Genomic DNA, 17,160 nt, shown 5'->3' with positions numbered 1-17,160 from the left:
CGCGTCCTCGCGGGCGAGGGCGTCCGGATCGACGAGATGTTCGCGCACGGAGGCATGTTCCGCACCGCAGGGGTCGCCCAGCGCTTCCTCGCCGGCGCGGTAGCGCTCGAGGTAGGCGGAGAAGCCGGCGACGTCGTCCGCGTCGGGGGCGCCGGGCCGGAGGGATCCGGTGGGGTCGAGCAGGAGCGCGCCCTCGGCGGTGAGCGAGCCGGCGTCGGCGCCCGCGGGGAGCACGGCGGGCAGCAGCTCGCGCAGCGGCTTCACGGCGCCGGCCGCGCGCGCGTCGTAGAGGTCGACGACGCGCTGGTCGTAGTCGCGGGTCGCCGGGTCGGTCGGGACCATGCCGGAGGCGTCGCCGACTCCGAGGACCTTCTCGCCGGTGAGGCGCCAGTGCACGTAGCCGGCGAGGGTGGTGAGGAAGTCGATCCGCTCGACGTGCGGCTCGGAGTCGAGGACCGCCTGGTGCAGGTGCGCGAGCGACCAGCGCAGCGGGATGTTGGCGCCGAACAGCTCGGTGAGCTCGGCCGACGCGGGCCCGGTGCTGGTGTTGCGCCAGGTGCGGAAGGGGACGAGCAGCCCGCCGTCCGCATCGAAGGGGAGGTAGCCGTGCATCATCGCCGAGACGCCGAGCGCCCCGACGGAGGAGAGCTGCACGCCGTGGCGCGAGGAGGCGTCGGCGACGAGGTCCGCGTAGGCGGCCTGGAGCCCCGCGTGGACGGCGTCGAGGGAGTAGGTCCAGCGGCGGTCGACGAACTGGTTCTCCCACTCGTGGCTGCCGACGGCGAGGACCACGGACGGGTCGGCCGCGTCGACCAGGCACGCCTTGATCCGGGTGGAGCCGAGCTCGATGCCGAGGGCGGTGGCGCCGCTCGTGATCACGTCGGCGGGGGTGGGCCTGCGCTGGTCCATCATGCTCCTCGCTCGGGCGATGTGACCGTTCACAAAGCCCCGGGTCAGCGTAGGCGAAACGGCTCGGGATCGGCAAGCGAGGGGCCGCCCGACGGGGTCCGACTGCTCCTCCTCCGCCGCAAGCCCCTTCCGCCGGGGCCGCCCGCTTGGTCGCATGAGGCATGCGTGAGATCAGACTCGTCAGACTCGTCACCCGCCTCGAGAACGCCGCCGCCCTCGATCCGCTCGTCGGCCGGGTGAAGCGGGCCGTGAACGCGGTGGTCCGGCCGCAGCCGGTGCGGGACGTGCTGCACGGCGTCCCGGTCGGCCACCCCGTCCATCCGCTGCTCGTCCTCGTGCCCACCGGCGCCTGGGTGTCGGCGGCGGTGCTCGACCTGCTGCCGGGGAACCAGCGCGCGGCGCGGACCCTCGTCGGCGTCGGCGTGATCAGCGTCCTGCCGACCGCCGCCTCCGGCTTCACCGACTGGTCGGAGCTGCACGAGCAGCAGACCCGCGTCGGGCTGGTGCACTCGGCGGCCAATGTGGTCGCGACGGGCCTCTACGCCGCGTCGTGGGTGCAGCGCCGCCGCGGGCGCACCACGAGCGGGAAGGTGCTCGGGATGCTCGGGCTCGCCGTCGTCTCGGGCGGCGGCTACCTGGGCGGCCACCTCAGCTACCGGCAGGCGGCGGGGGCGAACCACGCGGAGGACGTGCCGCACCGCTTCCCCTCGGGCTGGCAGGAGCTCGGCGCCCTGGCGGACCTGCCGGAGCGCACGCCGGTGAGGAGGGAGGTCGCGGGCCTCCCCCTGCTCGCCTTCCGGCGGGGCGAGCGGATCGACGTGCTCTCGAACGTCTGCAGCCACCTCTCGGGCCCGCTCGACGAGGGCGAGGTCTCGGCGGACGGCTCGGGGGAGGCGTACGTCGCCTGCCCGTGGCACGGCAGCGCCTTCTCGCTCGAGACCGGCGAGGTGCTGCGGGGGCCGGCCACCTCGCCGCAGCCGCGGTTCGAGACGCGGGTGCGCGAGGGGCGCGTGGAGGTGCTGCTGCCGCACGCGGGGTGAAGCGGGGGCCGGTGCTGCTCAGGCCTGAGCCGTCGACGCCCGCTCCACCAGCACCGGCGGCACCGGGCGGTCGACGGCGGGCTCCTCGCCTCGCAGCTCCGCGAGCACGACCCCGATCGTGCGGCGGCCGACCTCCGCGAAGTCCTGGCGGATGGTGGTCAGCGGCGGCTGGTAGTGCGCCGCCTCGGGCACGTCGTCGAAGCCGACGACGCTGAGGTCCTCGGGCACGCGCAGTCTCCGCTCGGTGCAGGCGTGCAGGAGTCCGAGGGCCATCTGGTCGTTGCCGGCGAACACCGCGGTCGGCAGAAGCGCGGCTCCGAGGAGGCGGAGGCCGGCGCGGTAGCCGGACTCGGCGCTCCAGTCGCCCTCCACGACGGCGACGGGGTCGAGGCCGGCCGCGCTCATCCCGGCGCCGAAGCCCTCGAGCCGCGCCTGCGCCTCCACCCAGTGCTGCGGACCGGCGAGGTGCGCGATGCGGGTGTGGCCGAGGCCGACGAGGTGCTCGGTCGCCAGTCGCGCTCCGGCCGCCTGGTCGACGAGGAGCAGGGAGTCGGCGCCGCGGTCCGTCGCGCCGAGCGTCACCGAGGGGACGCCGATCGCGAGGCTCTCGATCGCCTCCAGCGCGCGCTCCTGCGGGGCGAGGACCACGATCGCCTCCACCGACTCCCGCTGCAGGTGGGCGAGGCCGTCGGCCAGCGACTCCGCGTCCGGCGCCGCGTTCACGACCGGGACCCGGTAGCCCGCGTCGCGCGCCGCCTGCTCGATCGCGGCCATCGCGGTGGCGGTGCCGTAGAAGCTGTGGCTCTCGGCGGCGAGGATCCCGATCAGGCCGGAGCGGCTCGTCGCCAGGGCGCGGGCGGCGGCGCTGGGGCGGAAGCCGAGGTCCTCGATCGCGGCGAGCACGCGCTCCCGGGTGCGCGGCCGCAGCTGGGGGCTGTCGTTGAGCACGCGCGAGACCGTCTGGTACGACACTCCGGCCCGCACCGCGACGTCGCGGATGGTCGGCGCGCGGTCGAGGGGCATGGCCACACCGTAGCGGTGCGTGCGCCCCCGCCCCCTCCCGCGAGACGCCTCCCGGGCGCGCGTTCGTCGGCGGGTCGCGTACCGGAGCGGCGTCCCGCGGGCGCGGGTCAGGGGCCGCCGAGCCAGTGGTCGATGCGGTGGTGGTCGGGGGTGAAGCCGTGGTCGACGCCCCAGAGGACGGCCTGCGTGCGGCTGGTCGCGCCGATCTTGCCGTAGACGCTGCGGATGTAGGACTTCACCGTGTTGGGGCTGAGGTAGGTGAGCGCGGCGACGTCGGCGTTGCTCTTGCCCTGCGTGATGAGCGCGAGGATCTCCGACTCCCGGTCGGTGATGCCCTCGTGGCGGCCCGGCCAGTCGAGGCCCGGTGCGCTGCCCGCCCGCCGCGGAGGATCGCTGACGACGACCTCGCCCGCCGCCACCCGCTCGAGCGCGGCCACCAGCTCCCGCGCCGGCAGGGTCTTGGAGAGGTAGCCGTGGACGCCCTGCTCGAGGGCGTCCGCGATGAGCGTCGGCGCGAAGTTCCAGGTGTAGACGACCACGTGCTCGGCCCGCTCGTTGCGCACCAGCTCCGCGATCTCGTGGTGGTCCGACTCCGGCTGGGCGAACGAGTCGTAGAGGACGACGTCGATCCGGTCGGAGAGGGAGGCGTTCGCGTCGATCTCGGCGACGACCACCCGGTCGCGGTAGTGGTCGAACATGTGCGCGAGGCCCGTGAGGACGACGTCGTAGTCGTCGACGAGCGCGACGGTGAGGGGCGCACGGCGGGTCATGGTCGGACGCTACCGCACGGCTCGTCGGTGCGAGCACACCCCCAGGGGTGTACCGCCGCCTCCTCCGGGGTGGTTGCGTAGCCACCGGTCCCGCAACCGCGGAACCGATCAGCGGGCCCCCGCCCGCACAACGGAAGGACGACCGCCATGCTCGGTCTCATCATCAGCCTCATCGTCGTCGGACTCATCGCAGGAGCGCTGGCCCGGCTCATCGTCCCCGGGAAGCAGAGCATCAGCATCGGCATGACCATCGTGCTCGGCATCGTCGGCTCGTTCGTCGGCGGCTTCCTCGGGTTCCTGATCTTCCAGCACGACCCGATGGACGGCTTCTTCCAGCCCGCCGGCATCATCGGCTCGATCATCGGAGCGATCATCGTCCTGCTCGTCTACACCCGCTTCGCCGGCCGCTCCGCCGCGCGACGCTGACCCGCAGCGCACGGCGACAGCGAGGTGGCTGCCGACCCGCGCTCCGCGGGCGTGCAGGCACCACGCTGACCGGCGGCCCCGGCCCGGCTCCCTCCACGGGCCGGGCCGTCGTGCTGTCCGCGGGGTGCCCGGGCGTCGACCGCGGTCTCCGACGCTGCGTCCGCGGGTTCCGACGCTCCGTCCGCGGAGCCCGCGCCGGATATTCCGACCTCCGCGGATCAGCGGCGGGGTCCGTGGCTGCCGCGTCGGTGGCGGCCGAGTCCGTCGCCGCAGAGTCCGCAGCCGCGCAGTCCGTCACCGCCCAGCCGCCGCGCACCGGGGTGCGCGATGCTCGGGCGATGCCGCTCGTCGTCCCCGATGCCCTCGTCCCGCTCGCGCTCCGGCTCGCCCGTGCGAACCGCACCTTCGTCAGCGCGGAGGGAGCCCGTCGCCGCATCCGGGAGCGCGCGCTCCGTCCCGCCTCCTACGGTCCGCCGCCCCGCCTCCGGCCCGGCGTGCGCGTCGACGTGGAGCAGGTCGGCTCCTGGCCGGTCTACACGATCCGCCCGCGGGTGATCCGCGGCGGCGTCGTCTACGTCCACGGCGGCGGCTGGGTGAACGAGATCGCGCCCCAGCACTGGTGGCTCGCCGCCCGCATCGCCGACGAGGCCTCCGTCGCGGTGACCCTCCCGATCTACCCGCTCGTGCCCTTCGGCACGGCGCTCGAGGCGCGCGACGGTGTCCGCGCCCTGGTGCTGCGGAGTCTTGAGCGGCACGGGGCGACCTGCCTCGCCGGCGACTCGGCGGGCGGCCAGATCGCCCTCTCGACGGCCCTCGCCCTGCGCGACGAGGGGGTGGTCCTGCCGCGCACGACCCTCGTCTCGCCCGCGCTCGACCTCTCCTGGAGCAACCCGCGGATCCCCGAGGTGCAGCCGACCGATCCCTGGCTCGGCACCCCGGGCGGTCGCGTCCTCGCCGAGAGCTGGCGCGGCGCCCTCGACCTGCTCGATCCCGCGGTCAGCCCGCTGTTCGGCGACCTGGCGGGCCTCGGCCCCCTCACCGTCTTCACGGGCACGCGTGACGTCCTCAATCCGGACGCCCACGTGCTGGCCGAGCGGGCGGCGGCCGCCGGGGTCCCGTTCGAGCTCCACGAGGCCGTCGGGCAGGTCCACGTGTACCCGCTCGTGCCCACGCGGGCCGGCCGCGAGGCGCAGCACGACCTGGTCGAGGGGCTCCGCGCGGCGGTCTGATCGGAGGCTCGCCCAGGCGTCCGACAGGCTCCTCTCAGTCCGTCTTCCGGACGGCGGACGGCGCCGCCGCCCGCTCGTCCACGACGTCGAGGCGAGCCAGCGCGTTCGCCGTCCCTCGGCGGCCCCGTGTCGCGACCAGGCCGATCATCGCGGCCGCCGCGAGGGCGAAGGCGAGCAGCGACCAGAACCCGCCCTCGACGGCGAGCAGGGTCGACCAGCCGCCCGATCCCGCCGCCCAGCGCACGAGCCGCTGCCAGAGGAGCGGTCGCGGCTCGGGACGCAGGCGCACCACCGTCTCGCCGAGGGTCCGCCCGGACCGCAGCACGATCACCAGCTGGAGCAGCGGAGCGACGAACGGCAGGGCTCCGAGAACCACGTCCCCGGGGCTCGAGCGCGTGTCCACCCCCGCGAGCACGAGGCCGACCCCGGTGATCGAGACGAGCGCGCCCGTGATGAGGCTCAGCGCGAGAACGTCGCAGAACATGCCGAACGCGCGGCGGCGGATCGTGACCGGGCGGGCCAGCTCCGGCACCGCGCCCTCGGTCCGGCGGGTGAAGAGGAGGAGGACGGGGGAGAGGAGGGTGCCGAGCAGGGCGCCGGCCGTGTTGGCCAGCAGGTCGTCGACGTCGAAGAGCCGGTAGGCGCACGGGTAGAGGAACCAGTCGCCCGTGAGCTGCGTGACCTCGATGAGGAGCGAGACGGCGAAGCCGGCGGCGGTGCCGCCGATCATCCCGGCGACGAGGCGCCCGCGCAGAGCGAGGTGGCGGACGAGCATCCCGAGGGGTACGAAGAAGACCACGTTCAGGAGCACCTGCGTGGACGCGGGGTTCGTCAACAGCGCGCGGGGCCCGTCGATCCCGCCCTCCTTCGCGATGTCGCCGACGAAGGCGAACAGGCGCAGCTGCGGACCCGATCCGGCGCGGCAGGCGGCGGCGACCGTCGCCTCGTCGGGCAGGGGGAGGAGCGTGTAGGTGACGAGCGCGAGCGCGTAGACCACGGCGGCGAAGGCCAGCACCGCGTTGCCGATCCCGAGGACGCCGCGCCGCCGGTACTGCAGGGCGGCCCAGGGCACGAGGCCCACGAGGGCGACGGCGGAGCCGAACAGGAGGGCGAGCACGGCGGAGGTCATGCGTCGACAGTAGGAGAGCGGAGGCCGATCCCCAGCGTCAGGCGCGTCGGGGATCTCCGCCAGCGCGATTCGTCCCTCCCCAGCGCGGGATGCGGGCGCTCCTCCACGGATCCGAGCGATCCCCGTCCGCCGCCTCTGCGCCCTGCTAGCGTTTCCTGGGTCGCGTCCAAGAAACGCGTGCACCCCCGACCCCTCCACGAAAGACGTCATGCCGCTGCGCTCCCGCCTCCTCGCCCTCCCCGCCGCCGTCGCGGCCGCCGCGCTCCTGCTCAGCGGCTGCACCGCCGAGACGCCCGACGCCTCCAGCACCCCCGTCGACGGCGGGACCCTGACCTACGCGTCCGGCGACGCCGAGCCCACCTGCCTCGACCCGCACGTCGGCGGCAACTACCCGCAGGCGCTCCTCGCGACACAGGTGCTCGAGTCGCTCGTCTCGCGCGACGCCGACGGCACCATCACGCCGTGGCTGGCCGAGTCGTGGACCGTCTCGGACGACGCGCTCAGCTACGACTTCACCCTGCGCGAGGGCGCGACCTTCACCGACGGCACCGCCCTCGACGCGGAGGCGGTCGCCGCGAACATCGCGCACCTGCAGGACCCGGCGACCAAGTCCTCCACCGGCTACCTCGCCGTGGCGAAGGTCGCCTCCGTCACCGCGGTCTCGCCGACCGTGGCCCGCTTCACCCTGACCGCGCCGGACAGTGCGCTGCTCGAGTCGCTCGCGCAGCCGTGGACCGCGATCGAGTCGCCCGCCGGCATCGCCCGCGGCGAGGAGGCGAACTGCGAGGCGCCCGTCGGCACCGGCCCCTTCACCGTCTCGGAGTGGGTCAAGCAGGACCACGTGACCCTCACCCGCAACGAGGCCTACGACGCGTCGACCGGCCCGACCGGGGACGGCCACGAGGGCCCCGCGCACCTGGCGAGCATCACCTGGCGCTTCATCCCCGACTCCGCCACCCGCTACGCGGCGCTGCAGTCGGGCGAGGTCGACGTGCTCGACAACGCCCAGCCCGACACCCTGAAGGCCGCGACCGGAGCCACCGACCTCGTCGAGCTCGACGCGCCCCGGCCCGGCTCGGTCAACCGCCTCGAGCTCAACTCCGGGCAGGCGCCGTTCGACGACGAGTCCGTCCGCGAGGCGTTCGTCCGCGGCGTCGGCGTGAACGACGCGATCGACTCCCTCTTCTTCGGCACCGCCGAGCGCTCCTACTCCCCGCTGTCCAGCCGCGAGGCGACCGCGTACTCCGACCCGTCGCTCTTCGAGGACGCCGGGTCCGACTCCGAGACGGCCGCCGCCGAGGACCTGCTCGAGAAGGCCGGCTGGGTGGACTCGGACGGCGACGGCATCCGCGAGAAGGACGGCACGCCGCTGACCCTGCGATTCCCCGTCAGCACCAACCAGTCGATCCCGGCCGAGCAGTCGCTGTTCGAGCAGATCCAGGCCTCGGCGAAGACCCTCGGCTTCGACGTGCGGATCAGCCTGCTCGACCTGTCGAGCTGGTACACCGCGCTCGCGTCGAACGAGTACGAGCTGGTGAGCGCCCCGTACACGAAGGTCGGACCCGACGTGCTGCGGATCCTCTACTCCTCCTCGGGCATCACCCCCGCGCCGAGCGGCTACTTCGCCAACCACGCGCAGATCGCCGACCCCGCGCTCGACTCGCTGCTCGAGCAGGCGAGCGCCACGACCGACGAGGACGCCCGCGCCGACCTGTACGAGCAGGCCCAGCGGATCGTCCTCGAGGGCTACTGGATCCTGCCGCTCTACGACCAGCAGAACCACTACCTGCACCGGTCGGCCGTCCAGGGCCTCGTCGCCCTCGACACCGTGTCGACCCCCTGGTTCGCCGACGCCTGGGTCTGACCCGGCTCCGGAGAGCCGCCTGCACCGATCGATGAGCGGACGCACGCCGGTCGAGTAGTCGCCGCGGCGGCGCATCGAGACCCCGCGATCGGGATGGGCGGATCTCGATGCGCCCGCTCCGCGGGCTGCTCGATCAGCAGGGGTCCGTCCTCCATGCTGGTCGAGTAGCCGCCGTCTGTCGCGCGTCGAGTCCCCGTGCTCCGGAGGGAGCGGGCCTCGACGACGCCCCGCCCCCTCCACCGCACCGACCAGAGAGGACGCCCGCCCGCATGATCCGCCGCGTGCTCCTCCGCCTCGGCGGCGCCCTCGTGGTGCTGTGGGCCGTCGCGACCGCCGTCTTCGTCCTCATCCGCCTCGTCCCCGGCGATCCGGCGCAGGCGATCCTCGGCGGTCCGGGCTCGCAGGCGTCGCCGGAGGCGCTCGCCGCGGTGCGGGAGCAGTACGGCCTCGACCAGCCGCTCCTCGTGCAGTACCTGGTGCAGCTCGGCAGGCTCGCGCGCGGCGACCTCGGCACCTCCTACTCCCTGCGCACCCCGGTCGCGCAGATCCTCGGCGAGCAGCTGCCCGGCACCCTCCTGCTCGCCGTGCTCGCGCTGACCGCCGCGTGGATCCTCGCGTTGGCGACCGCCCTCTGGTCGACCCGGGGCGGACGGCTCGCCGCCGCGATCGGGTCCGGCCTCGAGCTCACGGCGGCCGCGCTCCCGCACTTCTGGCTGGCGACCGTGCTGATCGCCGTCTTCGCGACCGCGCTGCGCTGGCTGCCCCCGGTCAGCACCGGGTCGCCCGCCGGGCTGGTGCTGCCGACGCTCACCCTCGCGATCCCGCTGGCGGGCTTCCTCGGCCAGGTGATGCGCCGCTCCCTCCTCGACGCGCTGGAGTCGCCGTTCGTGCTCGCCGCTCGGGCGCGCGGCGAGGGCGAGCTCGGCGTCCGCGCCCGCCACGCGCTGCGCCACGCGGTGCTGCCTGGCGTCTCGCTCTCGGGCTGGGCGTTCGGCTACCTGATCGGCGGGGCCGTGGTGGTCGAGACGATCTTCGCGAGGCCGGGGCTCGGCCGGACTCTGCTCGCGGCGGTGACGGTCCGTGACGTGCCGGTGGTGACGGGTGTCGTGCTGGTCACGGCGCTGGCGTACATCGTCGTGACGCTCGCCACCGATCTGCTGACCCGCGTGATCGACCCGCGGCTGGCCCGGCGGGAGGCGGTCGCGTGAGCGAGCTCGAGCTGCGCGCCGCCCGCCCGCTCCGCCGGGGTGCCTCCCGCCTCCGCGCCGGCGAGGTGCTGGCCGCGGTCTTCGTGGTGCTGCTCCTGCTCGCCGCCGTCGCGCCCGGGCTGCTCGCCCCCTCCGATCCGCTCGCCGTCGCCCCGCGCGACGCCTTCACCCCACCGGGTGCCGCGCACCTGCTCGGCACCGACGAGTCCGGTCGCGACGTCCTCAGCCGCCTCATCGCGGGGGCGGGCGCATCCCTCCTGATCGGCGCCAGCGCCACCGCGATCGGCCTCGTCCTCGGCGCGGTGCTCGGGGTGGTCGCGGCGTTCGGCGGCCGCGTCGTCGACGGCGTGATCGGCCGCGTGCTCGAGGTGCTCTTCGCCTTCCCCGCGCTCCTGCTCGCGCTGCTCGTGATCGTGGTCACGGGTCCCGGAGTCGTCCCCGCCACCATCGCGGTCGGCCTCTCGACCGCGCCGGGGTACGCCCGCATCCTGCGCACGCAGCTGCTCGGCATCCGCGACTCCGGCTACGTCGAGGCGGCGCGCGTGCTGGGGCACGGACCCGTCCGCATCCTCGTCCGGCACGTCCTCCCCAACACCTTCGGGCCGCTCGCCGTGCTGGCGACCCTCGGCGTCGGCCAGGCGATCGTCTGGGCCTCGGCCCTCAGCTACCTGGGCCTGGGCGCCGAGCCGCCCGCGCCGGAGTGGGGCGCGATGCTCTCGGCGGGCCGCACCTACCTCGCGAGCGCGTGGTGGCTGACCGTGTTCCCGGGGCTGGCGATCGTGCTGACCACGATCGCGACGACGGTCCTCGGCGGGCGTCTGCGGGGTGCGCGGTGAGCGCGGTCGTCGTCGAGGGGCTCCGGGTCGCCTTCGACGGAGTCGAGGTGGTGCACGGGGTCTCGTTCCGCGTGGAGCCGGGGGAGTGCGTCGCGATCGTCGGCGAGTCCGGGTCGGGCAAGAGCGTCACCGCGCGAGCGCTGCTGGGGCTGAGCGGAGGCGCCGTGACCGGGAGCGTCCGCGTCGGCGGGACCGAGGTGGTCGGAGCGGGCGAGCGGGAGCTGCGGCGGCTGCGCGGCGGATCCGTCGGCTTCGTCCCGCAGGACGCGCTGCTCTCGCTCGACCCGCTGCGCCCGATCGGCCGCGAGATCGGCGACGTGCTCCGCCTCCACGGCCGCCTCCCCGCGGCCGAGCGCGCGCAGCGGACGGTCGAGGCCCTGGCGAGCGTCGGCATGCCGGAGCCGGCCGAGCGGATGCGGGAGCGCTCCGGCGACCTCTCCGGCGGGCTCCGCCAGCGCGCCCTCCTCGCGGCGGCCGTGGCGCTCGATCCGCCGCTGCTCGTCGCCGACGAGCCGACCACCGCGCTCGACGTCACCGTCCAGGCCCGCGTGCTCGAGCTCTTCGCCGAGCAGAAGGCGCGCGGCCGGGCGCTCGTCCTGGTCTCGCACGACCTCGCGGTGGTGGCGGGCCTCGCGGACCGCATCCTCGTGCTCGCCGACGGCCGCGTGGTGGAGGAGGGGACCGCGGCCGAGGTGCTGCGCGCGCCCCGCAGCCCCGAGGCCCGCGCGCTCGTGGCCGCTGTCCCCGCCGGGCGCCCGCGCGGCTCCCGGCTCACCGACCCGACCGCACCGGCGACCCCGCCCGAGACCCCCGGCGAGGTCGTGGTCGCGGCCCGCGGACTCGCCGCCCGCTTCCCGCTGCCCGGCGGAGGAGTGCGGGTCGCGGTCGACGACGTCGACCTCCGGCTGCGGCGCGGCGAGACCGTGGGGCTCGTCGGCGAGTCCGGATCGGGCAAGAGCACGGTGGCCCGGCTCGTGCTGGCGCTGCGGCGTCCGGACGGGGGCGCCGTCGAGCTGTTCGGCGAGCCGTGGTCGGCAGCGACCGAGCGCTCCCGCCGTCCCCGCCGCCCGCGGATCGGCGCCGTCTACCAGGACAGCCTCTCCTCGTTCGACCCGCGCTGGAGCGTCGGCCGCCTCCTCCGCGACGCCGGCGCAGCCTCCGTGCCCGCGCTGCTCGAGAGCGTGGGGCTCGACCCCGCCCTGGAGCGGCGCTCGCCGCGGACCCTCTCCGGCGGTCAGCGCCAGCGCGTCTCGATCGCCCGGGCGCTGGCGACGCGCCCCGACGTGCTGATCTGCGACGAGCCCGTCTCGGCCCTCGACGTGTCGGTGCAGGCGCAGATCCTCGACCTGCTCGACGACCTGCAGCGCCGTCACGGCCTCGCCCTCCTCCTCATCTCGCACGACCTCGGCGTGATCGCCCACATGAGCGATCGCATCGCGGTGATGCGCGAGGGCCGGATCGTCGAGGCGGGGCCGGCCGCGTCGCTCCTCGCCGCACCGCAGGAGGAGTACACGCGCCGCCTGCTCGCCGCCGCCCCTCGCCTCGGGCGCTGAGCCGTCCGCGGCGCGGCGCCCGCGCAAGCCCGCGCCGCGAATCCGCCGCACCTCCACCACGTGTCGGACCTGCGGCGTAGCGTTGCCGAGGTGATGCGCCCGACGACCCAGACCCTCGGCCAGCTCCGTGCCTCCGGGCACGTGCAGAAGAGCCTCCGCACCGAGATCCGCGACAACCTGCTCGACGCCCTGCGCGAGGGCCGCGACCCCTGGCCGGGCCTGCACGGCTTCGCCGAGACGGTCATCCCGCAGGTCGAGCGCGCCGTCATCGCCGGCCACGACATCGTCCTGCTGGGCGAGCGCGGCCAGGGCAAGACCCGCCTCCTGCGCACCCTCGTCGGCCTGCTCGACGAGTGGACGCCCGTCATCGAGGGGTCCGAGCTCGGCGAGCACCCCTACGAGCCGATCACCACGGAGAGCCGCCGCCGAGTGGAGGAGCTGGGCGAGGACCTGCCCGTCGCGTGGAAGCCCCGCGAGGAGCGCTACGTCGAGAAGCTGGCCACCCCCGACACCAGCGTCGCCGACCTCATCGGCGACGTCGACCCGATGAAGGTGGCCGAGGGCCGCAGCCTGGGCGACCCGGAGACCATCCACTTCGGCCTCATCCCGCGCAGCCACCGCGGCATCGTCGCGATCAACGAGCTGCCGGACCTGGCCGAGCGGATCCAGGTCGCCATGCTCAACGTGATGGAGGAGCGCGACATCCAGATCCGCGGCTACGTCCTCCGCCTCCCCCTCGACGTCCTCGTCGTCGCGAGCGCGAACCCGGAGGACTACACGAACCGCGGCCGGATCATCACGCCGCTGAAGGACCGCTTCGGTGCCGAGATCCGCACCCACTACCCGACGGCTCTCGTCGACGAGGTCGCCGTCATCCGGCAGGAGGCGGACCTCGTCGCGACCGTGCCCGACGCGCTCATCGAGATCCTCGCCCGCTTCACGCGGGCCCTGCGCGAGTCGAGCTCCGTCGATCAGCGCAGCGGTGTCAGCGCCCGCTTCGCCATCGCCGGCGCCGAGACGATCGCCGCCGCCGCCCTGCACCGCGCCACCCGCCGCGGCGAGGAGGAGGCGGTCGCCCGCCCCATCGACCTCGAGACCGCCGTCGACGTGCTCGGCGGCAAGATCGAGTTCGAGTCGGGGGAGGAGGGCCGCGAGGACGAGATCCTCGACCACCTGCTCCGTCAGGCCACCGCCGAGACCGTCCGCGCCCACCTGCGCGGCGTCGACCTCGGGCCGCTCGTCGAGGCGGTCGAGAACGGCGCGATGATCACGACCGGCGAGCAGGTGACCGCCCGCGAGTTCCTGGCCGGCCTGCCGCTGCTGGGCGAGGCCCGCGTGTACGACGAGGTCGCCGAGCGCCTCGACGCCGTGGGGGAGGGGCGCCGCGCCGGAGCGGTCGAGCTCGCCCTCGAGGGCCTCTACCTCTCGCGCAAGCTGAGCAAGGAGACGGGCGGGGGCGAGGCCGTCTATGGCTGATGCTCCGCGCGGCAACCGGCGGCTGAAGCGCGACGCGCGCTACGCGAAGTACGACGGGGGACCCGATCCGCTCGCTCCTCCGGTCGACCTGAAGGAGGCCCTCGACGCGATCGGCGAGGACGTGATGGGCGGCACCTCGCCCGAGCGCGCCCTGCGCGAGTTCCTCCGCCGTGGCACCCGCGACCGCGAGGGCCTGGACGACCTGGCCGCTCGCGTCGCCGAGCGGCGTCGCGAGCTCACGCAGAGGAACAACCTCGACGGCACGCTCCGCGAGATCCGCGAGCTCCTCGACAAGGCCGTCCTCGCCGAGCGCAAGCAGCTCGCCCGCGACACGCAGATGGACGACGGCGACCGCGCGCTCGCAGAGATCCAGCTCGACAGCCTCCCGCCCTCACCGGCCGCGGCCGTCTCGGAGCTCCGCGACTACCGCTGGCAGAGCCCCGAGGCGCGCGCCGACTTCGAGCGGATCCGCGAGCTCCTGGGCCGCGAGATGCTCGATCAGCGCTTCGAGGGGATGAAGCAGGCCCTCGAGAACGCGAGCGACGAGGACCGCGCCGCGATCGACGCGATGCTCCGCGACCTGAACGAGCTGCTCGAGGCGCACGCGCGCGGGGAGGACACCCCCGAGCAGTTCGACGCCTTCATGGAGCAGCACGGCGAGTACTTCCCCGAGGGCCCGGAATCGGTGGACGAGCTGATCGACGCGCTCGCCGCCCGCGCGGCCGCGGCCCAGCGGATGCGCAACTCGATGACCGCCGAGCAGCGCGCCGAGCTCGACGCCCTCGCCCAGGAGGCCTTCGGCACGCCGGAGCTCATGCAGTCGCTCGGCCGCCTCGACGAGACCCTGCGGGGGCTCCGTCCCGGCGAGGACTGGGGCGGCTCCGAGCGGATGGACGGCGAGCAGGGGCTCGGCCTCGGCGACGGGACGGGCGTGTTCCAGGAGCTGGCCGACCTCGACGCCCTCGCCGACCAGCTCGCGCAGACGGACCGCTCCTCCCTCGACGACCTCGACCTCGACCTGCTGGCGAAGCGCCTCGGCGAGGACGCCTCCGTCGACGCGCAGACGCTGAAGCGCCTGGAGCGGGCCCTGCGCGACTCCGGGACTTTGCGCCGCGGCTCCGACGGCCGTCTCGCCCTCAGCCCGAAGGCCATGCGCCAGCTCGGCAAAGCGCTCCTGCGCGACATCGCCGAGACCGTCTCCGGCCGTCAGGGCGCCCGCGACGTCCGGCGTGCGGGCGCGGCGGGCGAGCGCTCCGGAGCGACGCGCTCGTGGGAGTTCGGCGATACCGAGGCCTGGGACATCCCCCGCACGGTGACCAACGCCCTCACCCGCAGCGCCGGCGAGGGCCGACCGGTCGGCTCGGGGGTGCGCATCCTGATCGACGACGTCGAGGTGCAGGAGACGGAGGCGCGCACGCAGGCCTGTGTCGCGCTCCTCGTCGACACCTCGTTCTCGATGGCGATGGACGGCCGCTGGGTGCCGATGAAGCGCACCGCGCTCGCCCTGCACACCCTGATCAGCAGCCGGTTCCGCGGAGACGCGCTGCAGCTCGTCGCCTTCGGCCGACGCGCCGAGGTGATGGACGTCGAGCAGCTGGTGGGCCTGGACGCGGAGTGGGACAAGGGCACGAACCTGCACCACGCGCTGCTGCTGGCCAACCGGCACTTCCGCAAGCACCCGAATGCGCAGCCGGTGCTGCTCATCGTCACCGACGGCGAGCCGACCGCGCACCTCGAGCCCGACGGCGGCGTCTTCTTCGACTACCCGCCGGACCCGCTGACGGTCGCCGTCTCGGTCCGCGAGCTCGACGCGTCGCTCCGCCTCGGCGCGCACACCACGTTCTTCCGCCTGGGCGACGACCCGGGCCTCGCGCGCTTCATCGACTCGCTCGCCCGCCGGGTCGGCGGCTCGGTGGTGAACCCGGAGGCGGAGGACCTGGGAGCGGCCGTCGTCTCCTCCTACCTCGGCGCTCGCGGCGCGGGCCCGGGAGGCGGCGGGACGCCCGGCGAGGAGCTGTTCGGCCGCGGCTGGAGCTTCTGAGCCCCTCAGGATGCAGGAGGGACCCGCTCCCGCGCCTGAGGATCAGCGCGTCTCCGCCGCTCCGGAGGCGTTCGTCCCGAGTTCCGACCGCGCCCGGCTCAGAACAGCGGCCAGGGCACCGCGGGCATCCCGCCCCGCGGGCCCGGGAAGCGTCCGAAGGAGCCGAGCCGCTCGCAGCGCTTCGCGAACGCGGCGACCTCGTCCTCGGTGAGCAGCTCCGAGAGCGCCTCGCCGAGCGGTCCGTCGATCTGCGCGCGCAGGAGCGCCAGCGCCGTCAGCTCCTCCTCGAGCAGCGGTTCGCCGATCCAGCCCCAGAGGACCGTGCGCAGCTTGTGCTCGGAGTGGAAGGTGAGGCCGTGGTCGACGCCGTAGCGGTGGCCGTCGGGCAGCGCGAGCACGTGCCCGCCCTTCCGGTCCGCATTGTTGGCGACCACGTCGAACACGGCCATCCGGCGCAGCGCCGTCGAGTCCTCGTGCACGAGGGAGATGTCGCGGTCCTCCTCGTCGCTGCCGTCGAGGACGTGCCGCCATCCGTCGGGCACGGCGTCGGCGGGCACCAGGTCGACCGCGTCCTGGTCCGGATCGATGTCCTGCCAGAGCTGGACCATGCCCGGCCCGAGCGGACCGTCGCGGAGCCACGTGCGCGGCACCACGTTCCAGCCGAGCGCCTCCGAGACGAGGTACGCGGCGACCTCGCGGCCCGCGAGCACGCCGTCCGGGAAGTCCCACAGCGGCTTCTCGCCCGAGATCGGCTTGTAGACGACGGACGTCTCGCCGAGCTGCGCGAGGAACGTCGCGTTCGAGGCGATCGTGATCCGGCCGGCCAGCTCCAGCTCGCCGTCGAGCCCGCCCGGGTCGCTCATGCGAGCGGGCAGTCGTGCCCGTCGGGATCCATCGGCTCGCCGCAGCGGGGGCAGAGCGGACGTCCGGCGCCGACGACCTCGAGGGTGCGCTTCGCGAAGGCGCGCGCCGTGCCGACCGGGATCTTCACCTGCAGCATCTCGGTGGGCTCGGGCTCCTCCTCGGAGTCGTCCTCCGCCTCGGTCAGCGGGTAGGCCTCGATCACGATCTGCGCGGTGGACGGGTCCCAGCCGAGGCTGAGACCGCCGACGCGGAACTCGGGCTCCACGGGCTGGTCGAGCGGGTCGTTGTCGACGAGCTCCGGGGGAGTGCCGGCGGGGACGCTGACCGGGTTGCCCTGGGCGGTCATCAGCTGGTCGAGGATCTCGTCGATCTTCTCGGCGAGGAGGGCCGACTGCTGCTTCTCGAGGCCGACGCTGACCACGCGGGGCCCGGTCTTGGCCTGGAGGTAGAAGGAGCGCGAGCCGGGTGAGCCGACGGTCCCCACGACGACGCGATCGGGCCAGTCGAATCCGTGCACGATCGGAGGCATGCCCTCAGTCTACGAGCGCCCGCCTCCGCAGTGGCTGCGCGCGTCGGGCTCGGGCGGCCTGCTGATCGAGTCGCCGTCTCTTCTGCTGACCGAGCCCTCCGCGGAGCGGACGCATCGAGATCCGCAGCCGCCGAGCACCCGCATCCCTGCCGCTCGATCGAGCCCTGAAGCGGCCCTCCGCGGTGGTGTTCCCCGGCGGCGAGGGGATGCTCGCGATGCAGGCCCGGGCCGTGTCCGCGATCCGCCGGCACGACGCGGCGGTG

At 74.5% G+C, this 17,160-nt stretch carries 15 protein-coding genes and 1 pseudogene; 10 read left to right on the top strand and 6 right to left on the bottom strand.

Annotated elements, in window-relative coordinates:
• Positions 1–909, bottom strand: a 909-nt coding sequence (locus tag C5D66_RS16195; RefSeq protein WP_258074885.1) for an FGGY family carbohydrate kinase, incomplete at its 3' end; no start/stop codon positions are given.
• 161 nt (positions 910–1,070) lie between these two features.
• Between C5D66_RS16195 and C5D66_RS16190 the strand changes: the two genes are divergently transcribed.
• Positions 1,071–1,949 carry a Rieske 2Fe-2S domain-containing protein gene (locus tag C5D66_RS16190; RefSeq protein WP_104255499.1) on the top strand — a complete coding sequence of 293 codons (879 nt, stop codon included), beginning with the start codon at positions 1,071–1,073 and terminating at the stop codon, positions 1,947–1,949.
• An 18-nt stretch (positions 1,950–1,967) separates the two neighbouring features.
• On the opposite strand, the gene C5D66_RS16185 is transcribed toward C5D66_RS16190, so the two are convergent.
• Positions 1,968–2,972 (bottom strand): LacI family DNA-binding transcriptional regulator, encoded by a 1,005-nt coding sequence (locus C5D66_RS16185; RefSeq protein WP_104255500.1) that lies wholly within the window; start codon positions 2,970–2,972, stop codon positions 1,968–1,970.
• A gap of 107 nt (positions 2,973–3,079) precedes the next feature.
• On the bottom strand, positions 3,080–3,742 hold the full coding sequence (locus C5D66_RS16180; protein WP_104225041.1) for a response regulator transcription factor: 663 nt from the start codon (positions 3,740–3,742) through the stop codon (positions 3,080–3,082).
• A 147-nt stretch (positions 3,743–3,889) separates the two neighbouring features.
• On the opposite strand from C5D66_RS16180, the gene C5D66_RS16175 reads away from it, so the two are divergent.
• Complete coding sequence (locus C5D66_RS16175; RefSeq protein WP_104225042.1) at positions 3,890–4,168, top strand: GlsB/YeaQ/YmgE family stress response membrane protein; 279 nt, start codon at positions 3,890–3,892, stop codon at positions 4,166–4,168.
• A 233-nt stretch (positions 4,169–4,401) separates the two neighbouring features.
• Positions 4,402–5,397 carry an alpha/beta hydrolase gene (locus C5D66_RS16170; RefSeq protein ID WP_258063873.1) on the top strand — a complete coding sequence of 332 codons (996 nt, stop codon included), beginning with the start codon at positions 4,402–4,404 and terminating at the stop codon, positions 5,395–5,397.
• Between the two features lie 34 nt (positions 5,398–5,431).
• Here C5D66_RS16170 and C5D66_RS16165 read toward each other — a convergent pair whose 3' ends face one another.
• Positions 5,432–6,526 carry a VanZ family protein gene (locus tag C5D66_RS16165; protein ID WP_181067900.1) on the bottom strand — a complete coding sequence of 365 codons (1,095 nt, stop codon included), beginning with the start codon at positions 6,524–6,526 and terminating at the stop codon, positions 5,432–5,434.
• Positions 6,527–6,734: 208 nt separating this feature from the next.
• On the opposite strand from C5D66_RS16165, the gene C5D66_RS16160 reads away from it, so the two are divergent.
• The 6 genes from C5D66_RS16160 (at position 6,735) to C5D66_RS16135 (ending at position 15,504) form a co-directional block, all read left to right on the top strand.
• The gene (locus C5D66_RS16160; protein ID WP_104226049.1) at positions 6,735–8,390 is read left to right on the top strand and encodes an ABC transporter substrate-binding protein; all 1,656 of its coding nucleotides are present in this window, start codon (positions 6,735–6,737) and stop codon (positions 8,388–8,390) included.
• A gap of 269 nt (positions 8,391–8,659) precedes the next feature.
• On the top strand, positions 8,660–9,598 hold the full coding sequence (locus C5D66_RS16155; protein WP_104249670.1) for an ABC transporter permease: 939 nt from the start codon (positions 8,660–8,662) through the stop codon (positions 9,596–9,598).
• A complete protein-coding gene (locus C5D66_RS16150; RefSeq protein ID WP_104255502.1) occupies positions 9,595–10,434 on the top strand; it encodes an ABC transporter permease in 840 nt (279 codons plus the stop codon). The genes C5D66_RS16155 and C5D66_RS16150 overlap by 4 nt, the downstream gene beginning before the upstream one ends.
• The gene (locus tag C5D66_RS16145; protein WP_104255503.1) at positions 10,431–11,987 is read left to right on the top strand and encodes an ABC transporter ATP-binding protein; all 1,557 of its coding nucleotides are present in this window, start codon (positions 10,431–10,433) and stop codon (positions 11,985–11,987) included. Before C5D66_RS16150 ends, C5D66_RS16145 begins: the two co-directional genes overlap by 4 nt.
• A 93-nt stretch (positions 11,988–12,080) precedes the next feature.
• Positions 12,081–13,463, top strand: coding sequence for a magnesium chelatase (locus C5D66_RS16140; RefSeq protein ID WP_104255504.1), 1,383 nt, complete (start codon positions 12,081–12,083; stop codon positions 13,461–13,463).
• Positions 13,456–15,504 carry a VWA domain-containing protein gene (locus C5D66_RS16135; RefSeq protein WP_104255505.1) on the top strand — a complete coding sequence of 683 codons (2,049 nt, stop codon included), beginning with the start codon at positions 13,456–13,458 and terminating at the stop codon, positions 15,502–15,504. Before C5D66_RS16140 ends, C5D66_RS16135 begins: the two co-directional genes overlap by 8 nt.
• 98 nt (positions 15,505–15,602) lie before the next feature.
• On the opposite strand, the gene C5D66_RS16130 is transcribed toward C5D66_RS16135, so the two are convergent.
• Together C5D66_RS16130 and C5D66_RS16125 are read right to left on the bottom strand one after the other, a co-directional pair.
• On the bottom strand, positions 15,603–16,367 hold the full coding sequence (locus tag C5D66_RS16130; RefSeq protein WP_104226043.1) for an SCO1664 family protein: 765 nt from the start codon (positions 16,365–16,367) through the stop codon (positions 15,603–15,605).
• Positions 16,364–16,897, bottom strand: coding sequence for a DUF3090 domain-containing protein (locus C5D66_RS16125; RefSeq protein ID WP_104225051.1), 534 nt, complete (start codon positions 16,895–16,897; stop codon positions 16,364–16,366). The genes C5D66_RS16130 and C5D66_RS16125 overlap by 4 nt, the downstream gene beginning before the upstream one ends.
• Before the next feature lie 170 nt (positions 16,898–17,067).
• On the opposite strand from C5D66_RS16125, the pseudogene C5D66_RS17665 reads away from it, so the two are divergent.
• A pseudogene (locus C5D66_RS17665) lies at positions 17,068–17,160 on the top strand (histidine phosphatase); the annotation flags it as partial.

It is taken from the genome of Rathayibacter sp. AY1B4 (genome assembly GCF_002932815.1).
GTDB lineage: Bacteria > Actinomycetota > Actinomycetes > Actinomycetales > Microbacteriaceae > Rathayibacter.
This window is presented reverse-complemented; position numbering and strand designations above follow the sequence as displayed.